The sequence below is a fragment of the Saccharibacillus sp. JS10 genome (assembly GCF_024436065.1).
GTDB lineage: Bacteria > Bacillota > Bacilli > Paenibacillales > Paenibacillaceae > Saccharibacillus.
On record NZ_JANFNS010000001.1, the window covers coordinates 281,770 to 296,393 of the forward strand.

Here is a 14,624-nt window from a genome sequence, read left to right on the forward strand (position 1 = left end):
AAAAAAGAAAAGAATTGTTCCTGAACGAAAAACGTTCATAGGTACAATTCTTTTTATTACATTCGAATTTGACTTGCCATTGAAATTTTAACCGCCTATATACGACATATCGATCTTTTTGCGGTTTTTTGCGGTCTGCTCCGTTCGTTCATCCGAATAACGGTCTGTACGGCGTTCCCATACTCCGATGATCGCCGCCAAAATCTCTTCGTCTGTCGCACCGCCGCGCAATAAAGCACGCAGATCGAACCCGCTTGAAGCGAATAGACAGGTATAAAAGATTCCGTTTGAAGAAAGGCGCGCCCTTGTGCAAGACGAACAAAACGATTCCGAGACCGAAGTGATAAAACCGACTTCGGTGTTCGTTCCTTCATATCGATAACGCGAAGCGACTTCGCCGAAATAATCGGACTCTATAGGTTCTAGCTTGTATACCGCAGACAGTCGTTCAATCATTTCTTTTTTCGTCACGACTTTTTTGAAGCTCCAACCGTTATCATTGCCTACATCCATGAATTCGATAAAACGTAACGTGATGCCTTTTGATTTGAAATAAGCCGCCATCGGCAAAATTTCGGAGTCATTGACGTCTTTTTGCACGACCATATTCACCTTGATCTCAAATCCGGCTTGTTGCGCACGGTCAATCTGCTTCAATATGAGCGCTGAATCGATCCCTCTGCCATTCAATTTTCCGAATAATTCAGGATCTAGCGCATCCAAGCTAATATTTAACCGCCGAAGCCCGGCATTGTGGAGACCTTGGATATGAGAGCCGAGCATCGTTCCGTTGGTAGTCAGAGCGACATCTTCCACCCCTTCGATTGCGCCTAGACGAGAGATCAGATCCGGCAACTCTTTGCGAAGCAGCGGTTCGCCGCCTGTCAAACGGATCTTTTTCACACCGATCGATACAAACAACTCAGTCAAACGCTCGATTTCTTCGAAAGTAAGCAGTTCGCTTTTCGGCATAAAAGCAAAGTCGTCACCGAAGATTTCTTTGGGCATGCAATACGAGCAACGAAAGTTACAACGATCCGTAACCGAAATCCGCAAATCACGAATCGGTCGGTTCATCTGATCGACAGGCGTTATTCGATTCATTACGATTTCCTCCTGTGCTCGTTTGGCTCTATAAGGTGACCATCCGGCGTATTGTAGTTTCGAAATACCTGCTCATTGTCGTTGATATCAGCGGAATCGATCCAGTGCGTATGGAGTTCAGCAAGCAACTTCATCACGCTTCGTTGACCGGAAGAGATATGAGATAACAACTCTTGAGATAGATCGCGTCGCCATATACTGAGTAGCGGTATATCTGATGTTGAAGTTCGAACGGCAACTACATCTGCATCTGGAAGACTTACCGCTAGCTGATGCAATTTTTGAATATCTGCCGGTTCGATCGCGGGCATATCGCAAGGCATAATCACATAAGAGCAGTCCGGGTATTGCTTCATCCCTGTATAGATCCCGGCAAGAGGGCCTTGACCCGCGACTTGCGGTAGATCGATGCAGAGTTTCAAATTCGCGGGAAACCGTTCTTTTAGCTCAGGATTCGTGACGATCACGATCGATTCGCAAATACGCTGTAAAGCAGAGACGGATCGCTCGTGAAAAAGAGATTCTTCTCCATCCGGCGTGCTGAATGCCGCAAACGCTTTAGGTGAACCGAAACGGCGGGACAAACCGCCTGCAAGCACAATACCAATGATCGGTGATATGTTGTTGCTTCGTTCGCTCATCCGCCGCTAACCGGAGGAATAAGCGCGGCAACATCGCCATTTTGCAAAACATCTTCTCCCAGCGCGTATTCTTCGTTAATTGCTACACGCACGGCATCTATAGACATATGCGGGTACTGCTGACTTGTCCACGCCAACAATTCAGTGACCGTGCGCCCTGCGAATTCGATCTCTTCTTGAGCTTTCCCTGCGGCGTCTTTCAATCCTGCAAAATAAAGTAGCGTAATCATACAACGTCTCCTTCCTTCGGTTTTTTCCGTTGATCGCCGATCCACTCGGTGCCGTCTTCCCAAATTTCTTTTTTCCAGATCGGCACCAATTCTTTGATCCGTTCAATCGCGTATTCATTTGCTTCATAAGCATCTTTGCGGTGCGGAGAAGATACGGCGATCACGACGGCAATTTCGCCGATCTTGAGTTCGCCGATCCGGTGCGCAATTGCGGTTCTGGTTTCGGGAAAACGTTCCTCGATCTCCGTGCCGATCTGCCGAAGCATCTTTTCAGCCATCGGAATATAAGCTTCATAAGATAAATATAACGTACGTACACCGTGTGTCCATTCCCGGACATGCCCGGTAAACAAAGTCACAGCGCCTGCTTGCGGACGTAATACATAATCGGCATATCGCTGAGGATCAATCGGTTCCGTAACAATTTCATAAGCTTTCATAAGCGGCTCCTTTCAGCCATCTTGTGAACCAAGATGTAATATCGTGATGTTGATCGCGATTATAGATGGTGAAATTCGATGATTGGATTGAAGTGGCGCGGTGATGCTCGGCAATTTCTGCTGTAAGATCATGTTCAATAGCGATCACCAGCATAATTGAAGACAAGTGCTGTAGACTTATCCAATCTTCGAGTGAACGGATCAGTACGATTTTGGGATAAGCTTCGGACTTGAAGCCTTCGACTAAAATCAAATCCGGCTGCGAGTGAGTGGTCGTCCATTTTATATGTCGATCCAGCGTATTCAATCGTTCATCTTCGCCGGGAGTTCGTTGCTGGATCAGCGTTATTCCTCCGCCCGTCACCATCGAACTTACTGCTCCTGCTTCAAAAAACCGAGCCGAATCTGTATTTGCCGGCGGAGGTTCCGGTGTACCGCCATGCCCGTGATGCTTGATTGTCGCAACCTGCATCGATAGATCGATGGTGCTGGTCATTAGCGATTGCAGCAACGTTGTTTTACCGCTATTTTTGTATCCGACGATCTGCAAAATTTTCGTATGATTCTTGCGTTCGCCAGCACGTTTACGAATCTTTCTCATAGCTTCCAGACCGGCGATCCTTCGTCCATCCCCGGAAGCAATACATCGACGGTATCTCCGATCTTGAATCCCCGGCTTCCGCCTGGCAATACGATCAGCGCATTACTTCTGCCAATCGAAGAAACCGCGTTGGATTTATTGAACCCGGCGGGCCGTACTTCATGTCCATCATACACTGCGCGAATAAACCGATCGAATGGATTTGCTTTTGCGAAGTCTTCGCTTAGAACGGCTTGCGTGTGCATGGGATATATACCCGTAGCTCCCATCATACGTAGCAAAGCCGGACGTACAAACAATTCAAAGCCTGTATAACAAGCCGATGGATTACCCGATAAGCCGAATAGATATTGTCTGCCTAGCGTGGCTACCGTCGTTACGCTACCCGGACGCATCGCGACTTTGTTGAACAGGACTTTAGCGCCGAGCTGCTCGTATACCGCAGGAAGCAGATCGAAATCGCCTACCGATACCCCACCAGTCGTAATTAACACCTCGCACTCGGTCAAAGCTTCTCGAATCGACTTTAGCATATCGTCCAATTGATCGGCTGCCGCGCTATACATCCGGTAAGGAATTCCGATTCTACGCAGTTGCGCGGCAATCATAGGACTGTTGCTATTACGGATTTTGCCCGGTTCGAGCGCAGCGCCCGTCTCTAGCAATTCTGTTCCTGTAGACAAAATGCCGACGGTTGGGAGTTTGGCTACTTCAACTTGTTCATAGCCGAATGTGGCAAGTAACGCGATCACGCCGGGATGGATTAGACTTCCGCTTGGCACGATTTCTTCACCGAGCTTCATATCTTCCCCTTGAAAAGAGATATTTTCTCCGACCGCAAAAGATTTGCGAAGCGTAAATTTACGGTCAGGTTGCTTCGGATCGGCTTGAGTCTGTTCCAACATCACGACGGCATCTGCGCCTTGCGGAAGCTGCGCACCCGTCATAATTCGAATCGCTTGATAAGCGCTCAGCGTTTTTTGCGATACTTGCCCGGCTCCGATATGATCGACGACTTCAAAAGCAATCCGATGTTCACCTGAAGCTCCTAACGAATCGACGGCGCGAATAGCAAAACCGTCATAAGGCGATCGGTCGAATGCCGGGACATCATGTGTCGCTACCAAAGGCTTCGCTAAAATCCGTCCGTAACTTTCTTCCAGCGATACGTATTCGCTTGGCAGTCTTTGAGCTTCGGCTTGAACGCGTGCGATCGCCTCGCTTACCGCAATCGGAGTTCGAATTTCAACCATGAAAAATGCCTCCTTTGCACATGGTATACTGAATTTATAATGAATCGATGAAAGGATGATTGTGTTGTCTGAATTTACGCATTTTAACGAACAAGGACGCGCCAAAATGGTCGATATTTCCGAAAAACAAGAAACTGTACGCACCGCGCGTGCCACAACTTCGATTGCAGTGAATGAGATTATTTATAACCAAATCCAGACCGGAGGCAACAAAAAAGGCGATGTGCTCGCCGTTGCTCAAGTTGCGGGTATTATGGCAGCCAAAAACACTTCGCAAATTATTCCGATGTGCCATCCGTTGATGCTGAGCGGCGTCGATATCGAATTTGAATGGAAAGTGAATTCCGAACAGAGTAAGTATGAACTTTTCCTCTACGTTACAGTGAGAACCAAAGGTTCTACAGGCGTAGAGATGGAAGCATTGACCGCGGCGAGTGCCGCTGCGCTGACGATCTATGATATGTGCAAAGCCGCCGGTAAAGAAATGGTGATCGGACCGACCTTTTTGCTGGAGAAAACCGGCGGTAAATCAGGCGATTACACGCGCGAATAGCTTGCGATCTGATTGGCTTATTGCAGATGCTTAGTCAGTTCGTAGCGAATATGATGAATCTCCGGCAAAATAATGCGCCTCATCGCAAGCGTGACCGCACCGGTCGAACCCGGTAGCGCAAAAATGACTTTTTCATTGACTGTTCCAGCGGCGGCTCGGCTTAGTATCGCTCGGGTTCCGATATCTTCAGTGAAGCTCAAGTAACGGAACACTTCGCCGAAGCCGTCGATTTCTTTTTCGAATAACGGTCGAACCGCTTCTAGCGTTACATCTCGGCTCGATATTCCGGTTCCGCCTGTCGTGATAATCACATCGATCTCACTACGCAGTAGCCATCCGGCTAAAATCGAACGAATGGCTTCGATATCATCGGTGCATAGGGTATGCTCTGCAATCTGCATATTATTTTGCCGTGCCAATTCGAGGATCCGGTTCCCGCTTTTATCGTTTTCTTTCGTTCGGGTATCGCTGACGGTTAGCACAGCTAACGAAATCCGATTTCCTGTTAAATCTTTCGGTAACTCTTCACTCACGTCCAACCCTCCTTTTATCCAAAAAGTTTGCGGTACAAGCTTCGTCCTTCTTCGATACTTTCGATTCCGTGAATCAACAATCTACCGTTCGCAAATAAAATAAAACGAGCTTCCAGCGCGTGAAACTCTACAAAATGCGGCGTACGTCTGATCGACGATCCGACTTTTCGCCCAATCTTCTCTGCATCGTCTAATGTAATTCTCCGATCTTGCTGAGGCACGACCTGCACCGTATCCCGTCCGCAAAGACGGGTATACATCATGCGCGAGCTATAGCTTAGTGCTGGATAAGTCCGTTTGGAGCCGCAAGAAGCACAGTCTTCGTCTCGAATCCGCTTCACCCCGATATTCATTTGCTCACCTGTCCATAGATCGAAATGATGCACTTTGGTACGTAGCGCCGCTTCGTTTCCGCTCAACCATTTGATCGCTTCTGCACACTGCATCGCGGCTGTTGTCTGCACCGCAGGTGCGATAATTCCATTCGTCTCGCAAGTCTCGCTTACCGCCGGAAGAACAGGCAGCAGACAACGGAAACAAGCCGAACGATCAGGGACAAAAGGAAATATCGTGCCCGAACTTCCTACACAGGCTCCATAAATCCACGGAATTCCGGCTTCAAGTGCGGCATCGTTAATCAGTAGCCGAGTCTCGAAATTATCAGTCGCATCCATAATCAATGAACACTTGGCAGCAAGTTCACGGATCAATGCAGGATTTAGATCATCCAAATACGTATGTATCTGTGCATCCGATCGAATATGAAGCAATCGCTCACGTGCCGCTTCGACTTTCGGATTCATCTGCTGGGCATCGCGTTCGGTAAAAAGCTGCTGCCTCTGAAGGTTGGACCATTCTACATAGTCCCGATCAACCAGATGAAGTTCGCCTACTCCGGCGCGTGTTAAAGTCTCGGCAATTGCCGAACCGAGAGCGCCGCATCCGATCACAGCTACCGAAGCTTGCTGCAAGCGCTCTTGACCTTTATGACCAATCGGAGCGAACAACGTCTGACGAGAATACCGTTCGCCGCGCAAATCTTCCATCTTATGACGCCCTCCTTCTATCTACGCTGTTATCATACATGGCAAAGTTCTGAATCACAAAACGGAACCTCGATTAATCGGTTTTTCTCCGCCCGGTTAATAAAAGTAAAACAAAAGAAATCGCAATGATCGCAATCGTCAAAGCCCAAGCCAGAGATAAATGCCCGGCATCGACTGCAACGTAGATAGCAGTTGGAATCGTCTGCGTCCGTCCCGGAATATTACCGGCGATCATTAAAGTCGCGCCAAACTCTCCCAGACTTCGAGCGAATCCGAGAATATAAGCCGTTTTCAGAGCAGGCGTAATCAAAGGTAAGGTAATATGCCGAAACACTTGCCATTCATTCGCTCCGATCGATCGTCCTGCATCTTCAAGATCGGAATCTACGGATTCGAACCCGATAACCGTTGTCCGGTACACCAGCGGAAAAGATACGACTACAGCTGCAACGACTGCGCCTTGCCAAGAAAATAGGAAGTTGAATTGAAAAAGCCGTTCAATCGCGATACCTAACCAACCGTTCCTGCCAAATAAGATCAATAACAGAAAACCAACGACTGTCGGCGGTAAGACCAGCGGCAGCATAAAGAACGTCTCAAGTAATAGTTTTCCTCGGAATTTCGTACGTCTGGACATGAGCCAAGCCGTAGCTGTTCCGATGATTATCACACATAGACTAGCTAAAAAAGACACTTGCAGCGATAACCAAACAGGCTGAACAAAGCGATTCCAATCCAAGTCCGAATTTAGATTTGTCATGCCGCATCAAAACCGTACGAACTCAATATTTTTAACGCTTCCGGAGTCTGTAGATAATCATAGAAAGACTGGGCAGCATCAATATTTTTCGTGCTTTTTAGAATAGCGATCGGGTATACAATAGGTGAATAACTCCCTGTTTCCACTTCAAAAGCGATTTTGACTTTTTTGGAAGCCAGAGCATCTGTCCGATACACAAAGCCGATATCGACATTATTCGTTTCCGTGTACTGAAGCACTTGTCTTACATCTTTTCCTTGCACCATTTTATCCGATAATTCATCCCATAATCCCGCAGAATGCAGCGCTTCTTGTGCGTAATGACCGGCAGGAACACTATCCGGTATTCCTATAGCGATTCGCTTCACAGCAGGTTGCTTGAGATCTTGGATATTATGTATATTCAGCTTAGCGTTTTGCGGTACGATCGCAACTAAAGTATTCTTTAGCCAATCTTGTTGTTGATCCGGTGCAATGATCCTTTCACTCACTAAGGCTTGCATATTTTTCTCGGCTGCCGATAAAAAGAGATCAACAGGCGCACCTTGCTCAATTTGCCGCTGTAAAGCGCCGGACGCGCCGAAATTGAACGCGAGCTTAATATCGGAATGATCTTGTTCGAAATTTTGTTGAAGTTGCTGAAGCGCATCGGTGAGGCTTGCTGCTGCCGAGACGGTTAAGGTCACGGGTTCCGAAGATTCCGCATTTTTTTGCGATTGGGTCTTCTCGGCTCCGCATCCGGCAACAAGCAGTAGCGTCAGCACTGCGAGCCACTTGATATAGGTGTAGCGTCTAGACATGATGAAACTTCTCCTTTTTGATTCAAGTCTTATTCGTTCTATTTAATGTTATAATGTTCCAAGTGTGTCGCTTAAGATAAACGATCATTACCAAATTTGATTATACAGAAAAAGCGGGGAAGTTTATGACCATTCACGTACATATTATTGCACCTTACGCTTCTATGCTTTCGATTATCGAAGAATGTGTACCCCTATTCCCTGATCTTCATATCGAGTGTTCCGTAGGCGATCTGGAAAACGGTGTTCAATTAGCGGTCGAAGCAGAACGTGCCGGAGCGGATATTATTATTAGCCGAGGCGGAACCGCCCGGTCCATTAAACGCTCCGTGACGGTTCCCGTCATTGATGTGCAATTATCCGGCTATGATATGATTCGCTCCCTTTTGCTTGCCAGCAGCCTCAAAGAAAAAACAGCCATTGTCGGATTTGCCAATATTACCGCGGGTGCTCAGGCGATTATCGATCTGCTTGATCTACCGCTTAAAGCTTTTACGGTAACTGAATCGCGGGAAGTTCCTCCGCTTATCCTTGAACTGAAAGACCGGGATTATAAGCAGATTGCGGGAGACGTCATTACTCTAAAAACAGCGAACGAATATGGATTAAAAGGCTTTTTGATTCAATCCGGCCGTGAGTCTGTACGTAATGCGCTTGAAGATGCTCGGCTGGTCTATGCTTACGTACATCGTAATGATGAGTTGGTACGCGTCTTCGGGCAATTTTTACAATCGACGTTTCCTAATCTGGTTGTTGCAGACGTAAATCATCGCATTGTGTATGCACGGACACCTGATTTTGAGCAAAATCCGTTGACTTCGGAACGTCTTGCTACGCTAAGTGCTAAGTTATTTGTCGATGCAAAACCAGTCTCGCAGTATTTAACGATAGATCGTCAACCTTTGATCGTGGAAGGGCAACGGTACGAGACGGACAATAATGAGTATACGTTATATACGTTGCGAAAAAATGAACATGATCTTGCCCATGATGTCGGTATTTTGATCCATCGACTTGAACCTTCCGGTTCTCTAGTCCAGTCTTCACTTGCTATGCAGCAATGTGTAGAACGACTTCGCAAATTGTACCAAGCGGGTGAAGTCATATGTCTGTATGGTGCGAGAGGTAGCGGTAAAAACTTTGTCGTTGATTATCTTCATCAGCAAATTTCCTCGGATTCGCTCATCATGACGGTCGATCTTAAGCAGGCTAAGCTGGATCAGGTGAATGTAGCTTCACTAAGCTCTGTCTCTACAATAAAGTTGATTCATACTTCTGATGTTGATCTAGAGCTTCTACACGATTTTGCCCAACAAGTTAAAGCCTATAAGATTCGTCTGATCATCATTGAAGATCAAGTCCCTAATCAACTTTTGCTTTCTGCGGCTGACGCGATCTCGTTAGCGATCCCATCGTTAGCCGAACGCCAAGAAGATCTTGCACCGCTCACTCAAATCTTTTTGTCGGAGTGTCATCAACAATTAGGAACGAATGCGGTCAAAGTACAAGCTGCCGCGATGCAACTGTTGCAAAATCTTGAATATCCAGACGGAATCAACGGATTAAAAAGATTCATCAAAGAATTGGCTCTGCATGAACCGGATTATGTGATACGCGCAGAAACGGTGCAAAAAATAACGCTTCAATCTCCTCTTTCTTACCAAGCCGAAGCTCCTACGGGTACGCTAAAAGAAATTGAAAAACAAGTCATCGAATCTGTTCTACGTGAAGAAAATTACAACCAATCTCGAACTGCGGAACGGCTAGGCATCAATCGTGCCACCTTATGGCGCAAGCTCAAAGAATAATTCTTCGAGTTTGCTTTTTTTATACTCTAATATGTTGCATTATTAAACAATTTTATCTCGATTCGAATTAATTCAAGAAAATATGTTGCTTTTATAAACATGTAAGCGTATATTACGAAAAGTAAACGCTTTAAAAAACATCGAGAGGGGCTTGGCAAGTATGAAAATTAAAGCGACATTAGATCGTATTCCCGGAGGTATGATGGTCGTTCCGTTGCTGTTAGCGGCATCGATCAATACATTCTTTCCTAATATCTTACGAATCGGCGGATTTACAGAAGCTCTTTTCGTTAATAGTGCAAGCGCTTTAATCGCATTGTTCCTATTAATCGCAGGGACGCAAATCAATCTCCGAACCGCCAAAGCTTCTGTGGCAAAAGGTGTGACGCTATTATCCGTAAAATGGCTATTGGGCGCGGCTGTCGGTCTACTCGCTTTTTGGCTAGCCGATAGCAACGGATTATTTTTGGGTCTTGCTCCGATCGCAATCATCGGCGCAATGACCAATTCTAACGGTGGTTTGTATATTGCTTTTGCCGGACAGTATGGTAAAGAAGAAGACAAAGCAGCGTATCCGTTTTTAGCGTTGAGCGACGGGCCGTTTTTGACGATGGTGGCACTTTCGATCTTTGGCGCGATGGGTTTTGCTAACGGATTGTTCTCGCCTATGGCGTTCGTTGCAGTCTTGCTTCCACTCGCTGTCGGTATTTTACTTGGCAACTTGGATAAAGAAATGGGCGACTTCTTGTACAAAGGCAGCGACAAACTCGTTCCGTTTTTCGCTTTTGCACTGGGTATGGGAATCAACTTCAACGCCATCATCAAAGGCGGGCTTAGCGGTATCTTGTTAGGTGTAATTACAGTGCTTTTGACCGGCGGAGGATTGTATCTCTTATTCAAATTCCTCGGTTGGAATCCAATTGTCGGCGCAGCCGAAGGCTCTACAGCCGGTAATGCGGTCGGAACTCCAGCGGCGATCGCGGCGGCTAACGTGGCATTCGCTCCGATTGCGGAACTTGCTACGGTTCAGATTGCAGCGAGTGTCGTGACCACTTCGATCTTGCTTCCGATCTTTATCGGATTCTTGGCAAAACGGCTAAATAACGAAAAAGGCGGTCTTGCGAAGTATAATTTGTCAGTAAAAGAACGTCGTGAATTGGAAGCTTCATCAGCAGTTGAACATAAATAGAGAAAAAGCCAAGCGAAGTCTTAGCTTCGCTTAAGGCTGAAGCACGGAAGGAGAAACCGCTATGAAACTGGCTATTATTGCCGACGATCTGACAGGAGCGAATGACAGCGGTGTACAACTCGCTCGAAATGGGTTAAAAACAACTGTGTTATTCGATAAAGATATGGAAGCGGCACGATCCTACGAAGCGATCGCATTTGATACGGATAGCCGGGCTTCGGAGCCGCTTGAAGCTTATACCGCAGTCAAAGCCGCCGCACAATTTTTATTGCAATCCGGTTTTGATCATATTTTCAAAAAAGTCGATTCTACGATGCGTGGCAACATCGGTGCGGAATTGGATGCGTTTTACGATGCGTTGCAACCCGACTTCGTCATGTTTGCTCCCGGCTATCCCAAAAATGACCGAACGGTACTTCATTCTTCGTCGTATCTCAAAGGCATACCGCTTGGCGAAACTGAAATTGCCAACGATCCCAAAACGCCGGTAACGATCTCGAATCTAACCGAGCTGATCGGGCTGCAATCTTCCCATGCCGCAGGAACGCTTACCGTAGACGACTTGAACCTGGGCGCGTCGCATCTCCTTCGTAAGCTTGATGAATATGCGCAGCAAGGAATCGTATATATCGTAGTGGATGCCATGGAAGAAAAGCATTTGGAGCAGATTTTGCAAGATCTCAAAGCCGCCCCGTATCGACTGGCTTGGGCTGGATCGGCTGGGCTTGCGAATTACTTACCGGCCTATTACGGATTACCGATCCGCTCGCAAAATCTTGAAATTCAAGGTCAACCCGGACTCGTTCTCACCGTTGTAGGCAGTGTAAATCGGAATTCTCGCAAGCAGCTTCGTTATTTATTGGAGCGCAGCGATATTCACGCTGTTTCTTTCGAGTCGTGGCGTGCCGTCTCCTCGCCTGCCGATTGCGAAGCCGAGATCAACCGAGTCTACGAAGAAGCTTTACGCGGCGCTCAGCAAGGTTTGGACGTCGTCATCTTTTCCACGGGAGATCCCGAGCATATCCAGCAAGCTTGGACGATAGGCGAAACCGCTGGATTTAGCCGTACGGATATAAGCAATCAGATTGTCAAAGCATTAGCTGCGGTATGTGCCCCGCTATTGGAACAAAATTTGTTCAAAGGCGTCTCGATGAGCGGCGGCGATACCGCCAAGCAAGTCTGTCTACGCTGGGGTATCAAAGGCTTCGAATTGTTAGACGAGCTTGAAATCGGCGTGCCGATCTCAACTTTTTTAGGAAAAAAAGAATTGTACGTGGTCACGAAAGCCGGCGGATTTGGAACAGAAGCTGTATTTGGACATGCGATTGATCGATTAAAAGGAGTGCATAGCGAATGAAACCAACTATCGGAATAACCATGGGCGATGCCGCAGGGATCGGTCCCGAGATCATTGTCAAAGCGTTGCTTGATCAAAAAGTTTACCAGACCTGCGATCCTCTAGTTATCGGAGATGCCAAGATGCTGGAGCGAGCGTTAACCGTGACGAATACGAGTTTAACCATTCATGCGATCCAGACGGTTGCGGAAGCCAAATTCGAATACGGAACAATCGATATTATCGATCTAGACCTACTCCCTGCCGACCTCCCATTCGGTCAAGTCTCGGCGGAAGCCGGCAATGCTGCGTATCAATATCTGGCGAAGTCGATCCAGCTTGCTCAAGCTGGCGAGATTCAGTCGATCTGCACGGCTCCGCTGAACAAAGAAGCTTTGCATTTAGGCGGTCACCTGTATCCGGGGCATACCGAAATTTTAGCGGCGCTGACCGATACCGAAGATTTTTCGATGATGCTGACAACCCCGAATCTACGCGTTATCCATTTGACGACGCATATGGGATTGATCGCAGCGATCGAAAGTATTACGCCAGAGCGTACGTATACGGTCGTGAAGCTTGCGCATGACACCCTTAGCAAAGCAGGATTGGACAAGCCGCGTATTGCGGTATGCGGAATCAATCCCCATGCGGGCGAAAATGGTCTATTCGGCAACGGCGAAGAAGAAGAAAAATTAGCGCCGGGTATCGCCCGTGCAGCGGCCGAAGGGATCGATGTTACCGGTCCTTACCCCGCAGACACTTTATTCTTCCGCGCAGGTCGGGGAGATTTTGATATGGTTGTTGCTTGTTATCACGATCAGGGTCATGCTCCGATCAAAGTGATGGGCATCGAAGACGGTGTCAATATTACGGTCGGTCTCAAAGGCGGCATTATCCGCACTTCTGTCGATCACGGTACCGCTTTTGATATTGCCGGTAAAAATATTGCCGGAGAAGCCAGTATGCTGGCGGCTATTCGTTCGGCAATCGAATTAGCTCCCAAACGTTAAGATTCGCCCTCCGAAGCGATGATGCCGATCTCAGCATGGGCTACACTCTACTCGACCGCCCTTTTTGCACATTAAAAAGGGTAGGTCGTTTTTGTTTTAACCTTTCATTTTTCGTTTTTTTCGAAAACGCTATTGTCTTTTTGCAAAAATTAAGGATATACTTACAAGTGATATTGAGAATCATTATCTATAAGGGGGCTTGCGCTTCATGGACAATCAAGAAGTGTATGATGTAACGATTATTGGCGGAGGCCCTGCGGGGTTATTCTCGGCTTTTTATAGCGGTTTGCGTGAAATGAAAACGAAAGTGATCGAATACCAACCTTTCTTAGGCGGCAAAATCCATGTATATCCCGAAAAAATGATCTGGGACGTAGGCGGAATCACGCCGATGCCGGGCGCCAAATTGATCGATCAATTGGTCGCGCAAGGGCTTACGTTTCAACCGGAAGTTGTTTTGAATGAAAAAGTAACGTCGATCTCACGCTCTGAACAAGATGACCATTTTGTGTTACATACTTTGTCCGGCGAAATTCATTATTCCAAAACGATCATTTTGGCGGTCGGCGGCGGCATCCTCAATCCGACGAAACTCGCGATTGAAGGCGCTGAACGCTTCGAAGTGACGAACTTGCATTACACGGTGAAATCGATCGCTAGATTCAAAGACAAAACGGTCTTGATCTCAGGCGGCGGTCATTCCGCTGTCGATTGGGCGAACGAATTGGCTCCTTTTGCGAAAAAAGTGTATCTGACTTACCGTAAAGAGGAACTTAAAGGTCATGAAGCCGACGTCACCAAGATGAAAGCGAACGGCGTTGAATTGCTTCTGAGCGCGACGATCAAAACACTGATTGCGACCGAAGACCATTCTGCAATCGAGACGGTTCTGATGGAGAAAAACGATTCTCAGGAAGAGTTCCAGCTGTCTGTCGACGATGTGATCATCAGCCACGGATACGAGCGCGATACCGAGTTGCTCAAAAAGAGCGAAATCAAAATCGAGATGAACGAATATCAAGTGCTTGCGTCTTCTTCGAGCGAATGTTCGGTACCCGGCATTTTCGCGGCGGGCGATATTGTTCATTACGAAGGCAAAGTCCATCTGATCGCCGGAGCTTTCCAAGACGCCGCTAATGCGGTCAATAAAGCGAAGCAATTCGTCACACCCGAAGCGAACGGTTACGGTATGGTGTCGTCGCATAACGAATTGTTCAAAGAAAAAAATCAAGAAATTCGCAAAGAACTATATAGCAATTAATGGGTTTCAAAAGACCGCAGAAGCTTCGGCTACGCGGTCTTTTTTGTATTCTTTTT

16 protein-coding genes are annotated in these 14,624 nt (G+C 47.1%); 6 read left to right on the top strand and 10 right to left on the bottom strand.

Translation table 11 applies throughout. The annotated features are described in order from the left end of the window. Positions 1-87: 87 nt before the first annotated feature. From moaA to NOM90_RS01310, 6 genes are read right to left on the bottom strand one after another with little or no spacing between them, the layout of a single operon-like run. Positions 88-1,104 (bottom strand): GTP 3',8-cyclase MoaA, encoded by a 1,017-nt coding sequence (gene moaA, locus NOM90_RS01285; protein WP_255939388.1) that lies wholly within the window; start codon positions 1,102-1,104, stop codon positions 88-90. Then, complete coding sequence (gene mobA / locus NOM90_RS01290; RefSeq protein WP_255939389.1) at positions 1,104-1,745, bottom strand: molybdenum cofactor guanylyltransferase; 642 nt, start codon at positions 1,743-1,745, stop codon at positions 1,104-1,106. Before mobA ends, moaA begins: the two co-directional genes overlap by 1 nt. Then, on the bottom strand, positions 1,742-1,975 hold the full coding sequence (gene moaD / locus NOM90_RS01295) for a molybdopterin converting factor subunit 1 (protein WP_255939390.1): 234 nt from the start codon (positions 1,973-1,975) through the stop codon (positions 1,742-1,744). The genes mobA and moaD overlap by 4 nt, the downstream gene beginning before the upstream one ends. Then, positions 1,972-2,415 carry a molybdenum cofactor biosynthesis protein MoaE gene (locus NOM90_RS01300; RefSeq protein ID WP_255939392.1) on the bottom strand — a complete coding sequence of 148 codons (444 nt, stop codon included), beginning with the start codon at positions 2,413-2,415 and terminating at the stop codon, positions 1,972-1,974. The genes moaD and NOM90_RS01300 overlap by 4 nt, the downstream gene beginning before the upstream one ends. Next, a complete protein-coding gene (gene mobB, locus NOM90_RS01305) occupies positions 2,402-3,016 on the bottom strand; it encodes a molybdopterin-guanine dinucleotide biosynthesis protein B (RefSeq protein ID WP_255939393.1) in 615 nt (204 codons plus the stop codon). Before mobB ends, NOM90_RS01300 begins: the two co-directional genes overlap by 14 nt. Then, a complete protein-coding gene (locus NOM90_RS01310; protein ID WP_255939394.1) occupies positions 3,013-4,269 on the bottom strand; it encodes a molybdopterin molybdotransferase MoeA in 1,257 nt (418 codons plus the stop codon). Before NOM90_RS01310 ends, mobB begins: the two co-directional genes overlap by 4 nt. A 64-nt stretch (positions 4,270-4,333) precedes the next feature. On the opposite strand from NOM90_RS01310, the gene moaC reads away from it, so the two are divergent. Next, complete coding sequence (gene moaC, locus NOM90_RS01315; RefSeq protein WP_255939395.1) at positions 4,334-4,822, top strand: cyclic pyranopterin monophosphate synthase MoaC; 489 nt, start codon at positions 4,334-4,336, stop codon at positions 4,820-4,822. 17 nt (positions 4,823-4,839) lie between these two features. Here moaC and NOM90_RS01320 read toward each other — a convergent pair whose 3' ends face one another. The 4 genes from NOM90_RS01320 to modA all read right to left on the bottom strand — a co-directional run bounded on the left by NOM90_RS01320 (position 4,840) and on the right by modA (position 7,961). Continuing rightward, positions 4,840-5,355, bottom strand: a complete 516-nt coding sequence (locus tag NOM90_RS01320; RefSeq protein WP_255939397.1) for a MogA/MoaB family molybdenum cofactor biosynthesis protein — start codon at positions 5,353-5,355, stop codon at positions 4,840-4,842. Positions 5,356-5,369: 14 nt separating this feature from the next. After that, positions 5,370-6,401, bottom strand: a complete 1,032-nt coding sequence (locus tag NOM90_RS01325) for a ThiF family adenylyltransferase (RefSeq protein WP_255939398.1) — start codon at positions 6,399-6,401, stop codon at positions 5,370-5,372. A 73-nt stretch (positions 6,402-6,474) separates the two neighbouring features. Further along, positions 6,475-7,161 (bottom strand): molybdate ABC transporter permease subunit, encoded by a 687-nt coding sequence (gene modB, locus NOM90_RS01330; protein ID WP_255939400.1) that lies wholly within the window; start codon positions 7,159-7,161, stop codon positions 6,475-6,477. After that, positions 7,158-7,961 carry a molybdate ABC transporter substrate-binding protein gene (modA, locus tag NOM90_RS01335; protein WP_255939402.1) on the bottom strand — a complete coding sequence of 268 codons (804 nt, stop codon included), beginning with the start codon at positions 7,959-7,961 and terminating at the stop codon, positions 7,158-7,160. The genes modB and modA overlap by 4 nt, the downstream gene beginning before the upstream one ends. Before the next feature lie 125 nt (positions 7,962-8,086). Between modA and NOM90_RS01340 the strand changes: the two genes are divergently transcribed. From NOM90_RS01340 to NOM90_RS01360, 5 genes are all read left to right on the top strand, one after another. Further along, the gene (locus NOM90_RS01340) at positions 8,087-9,769 is read left to right on the top strand and encodes a sigma-54-dependent Fis family transcriptional regulator (RefSeq protein WP_255939403.1); all 1,683 of its coding nucleotides are present in this window, start codon (positions 8,087-8,089) and stop codon (positions 9,767-9,769) included. A 160-nt stretch (positions 9,770-9,929) separates the two neighbouring features. After that, on the top strand, positions 9,930-10,958 hold the full coding sequence (locus NOM90_RS01345; RefSeq protein WP_255939404.1) for a 2-keto-3-deoxygluconate permease: 1,029 nt from the start codon (positions 9,930-9,932) through the stop codon (positions 10,956-10,958). A 61-nt stretch (positions 10,959-11,019) separates the two neighbouring features. Continuing rightward, positions 11,020-12,315, top strand: coding sequence for a four-carbon acid sugar kinase family protein (locus NOM90_RS01350; RefSeq protein ID WP_255939406.1), 1,296 nt, complete (start codon positions 11,020-11,022; stop codon positions 12,313-12,315). Further along, positions 12,312-13,307 carry a 4-hydroxythreonine-4-phosphate dehydrogenase PdxA gene (gene pdxA / locus NOM90_RS01355; RefSeq protein WP_255939408.1) on the top strand — a complete coding sequence of 332 codons (996 nt, stop codon included), beginning with the start codon at positions 12,312-12,314 and terminating at the stop codon, positions 13,305-13,307. Before NOM90_RS01350 ends, pdxA begins: the two co-directional genes overlap by 4 nt. Positions 13,308-13,515: 208 nt before the next feature. Next, the gene (locus tag NOM90_RS01360; RefSeq protein WP_255939410.1) at positions 13,516-14,568 is read left to right on the top strand and encodes an NAD(P)/FAD-dependent oxidoreductase; all 1,053 of its coding nucleotides are present in this window, start codon (positions 13,516-13,518) and stop codon (positions 14,566-14,568) included. The last annotated feature ends 56 nt before the right edge of the window (positions 14,569-14,624 follow it).

Bases quoted from the DNA above. Each gene is read 5' to 3' on its own strand.
- moaA (WP_255939388.1), bottom strand. From the start codon at position 1,104: ATGAATCGAATAACGCCTGTCGATCAGATGAACCGACCGATTCGTGAT.
- mobA (WP_255939389.1), bottom strand. From the start codon at position 1,745: ATGAGCGAACGAAGCAACAACATATCACCGATCATTGGTATTGTGCTT.
- moaD (WP_255939390.1), bottom strand. From the start codon at position 1,975: ATGATTACGCTACTTTATTTTGCAGGATTGAAAGACGCCGCAGGGAAA.
- NOM90_RS01300 (WP_255939392.1), bottom strand. From the start codon at position 2,415: ATGAAAGCTTATGAAATTGTTACGGAACCGATTGATCCTCAGCGATAT.
- mobB (WP_255939393.1), bottom strand. From the start codon at position 3,016: ATGAGAAAGATTCGTAAACGTGCTGGCGAACGCAAGAATCATACGAAA.
- NOM90_RS01310 (WP_255939394.1), bottom strand. From the start codon at position 4,269: ATGGTTGAAATTCGAACTCCGATTGCGGTAAGCGAGGCGATCGCACGC.
- NOM90_RS01325 (WP_255939398.1), bottom strand. From the start codon at position 6,401: ATGGAAGATTTGCGCGGCGAACGGTATTCTCGTCAGACGTTGTTCGCT.
- modB (WP_255939400.1), bottom strand. From the start codon at position 7,161: ATGACAAATCTAAATTCGGACTTGGATTGGAATCGCTTTGTTCAGCCT.
- modA (WP_255939402.1), bottom strand. From the start codon at position 7,961: ATGTCTAGACGCTACACCTATATCAAGTGGCTCGCAGTGCTGACGCTA.
- NOM90_RS01340 (WP_255939403.1), top strand. From the start codon at position 8,087: ATGACCATTCACGTACATATTATTGCACCTTACGCTTCTATGCTTTCG.
- NOM90_RS01345 (WP_255939404.1), top strand. From the start codon at position 9,930: ATGAAAATTAAAGCGACATTAGATCGTATTCCCGGAGGTATGATGGTC.
- NOM90_RS01350 (WP_255939406.1), top strand. From the start codon at position 11,020: ATGAAACTGGCTATTATTGCCGACGATCTGACAGGAGCGAATGACAGC.
- pdxA (WP_255939408.1), top strand. From the start codon at position 12,312: ATGAAACCAACTATCGGAATAACCATGGGCGATGCCGCAGGGATCGGT.
- NOM90_RS01360 (WP_255939410.1), top strand. From the start codon at position 13,516: ATGGACAATCAAGAAGTGTATGATGTAACGATTATTGGCGGAGGCCCT.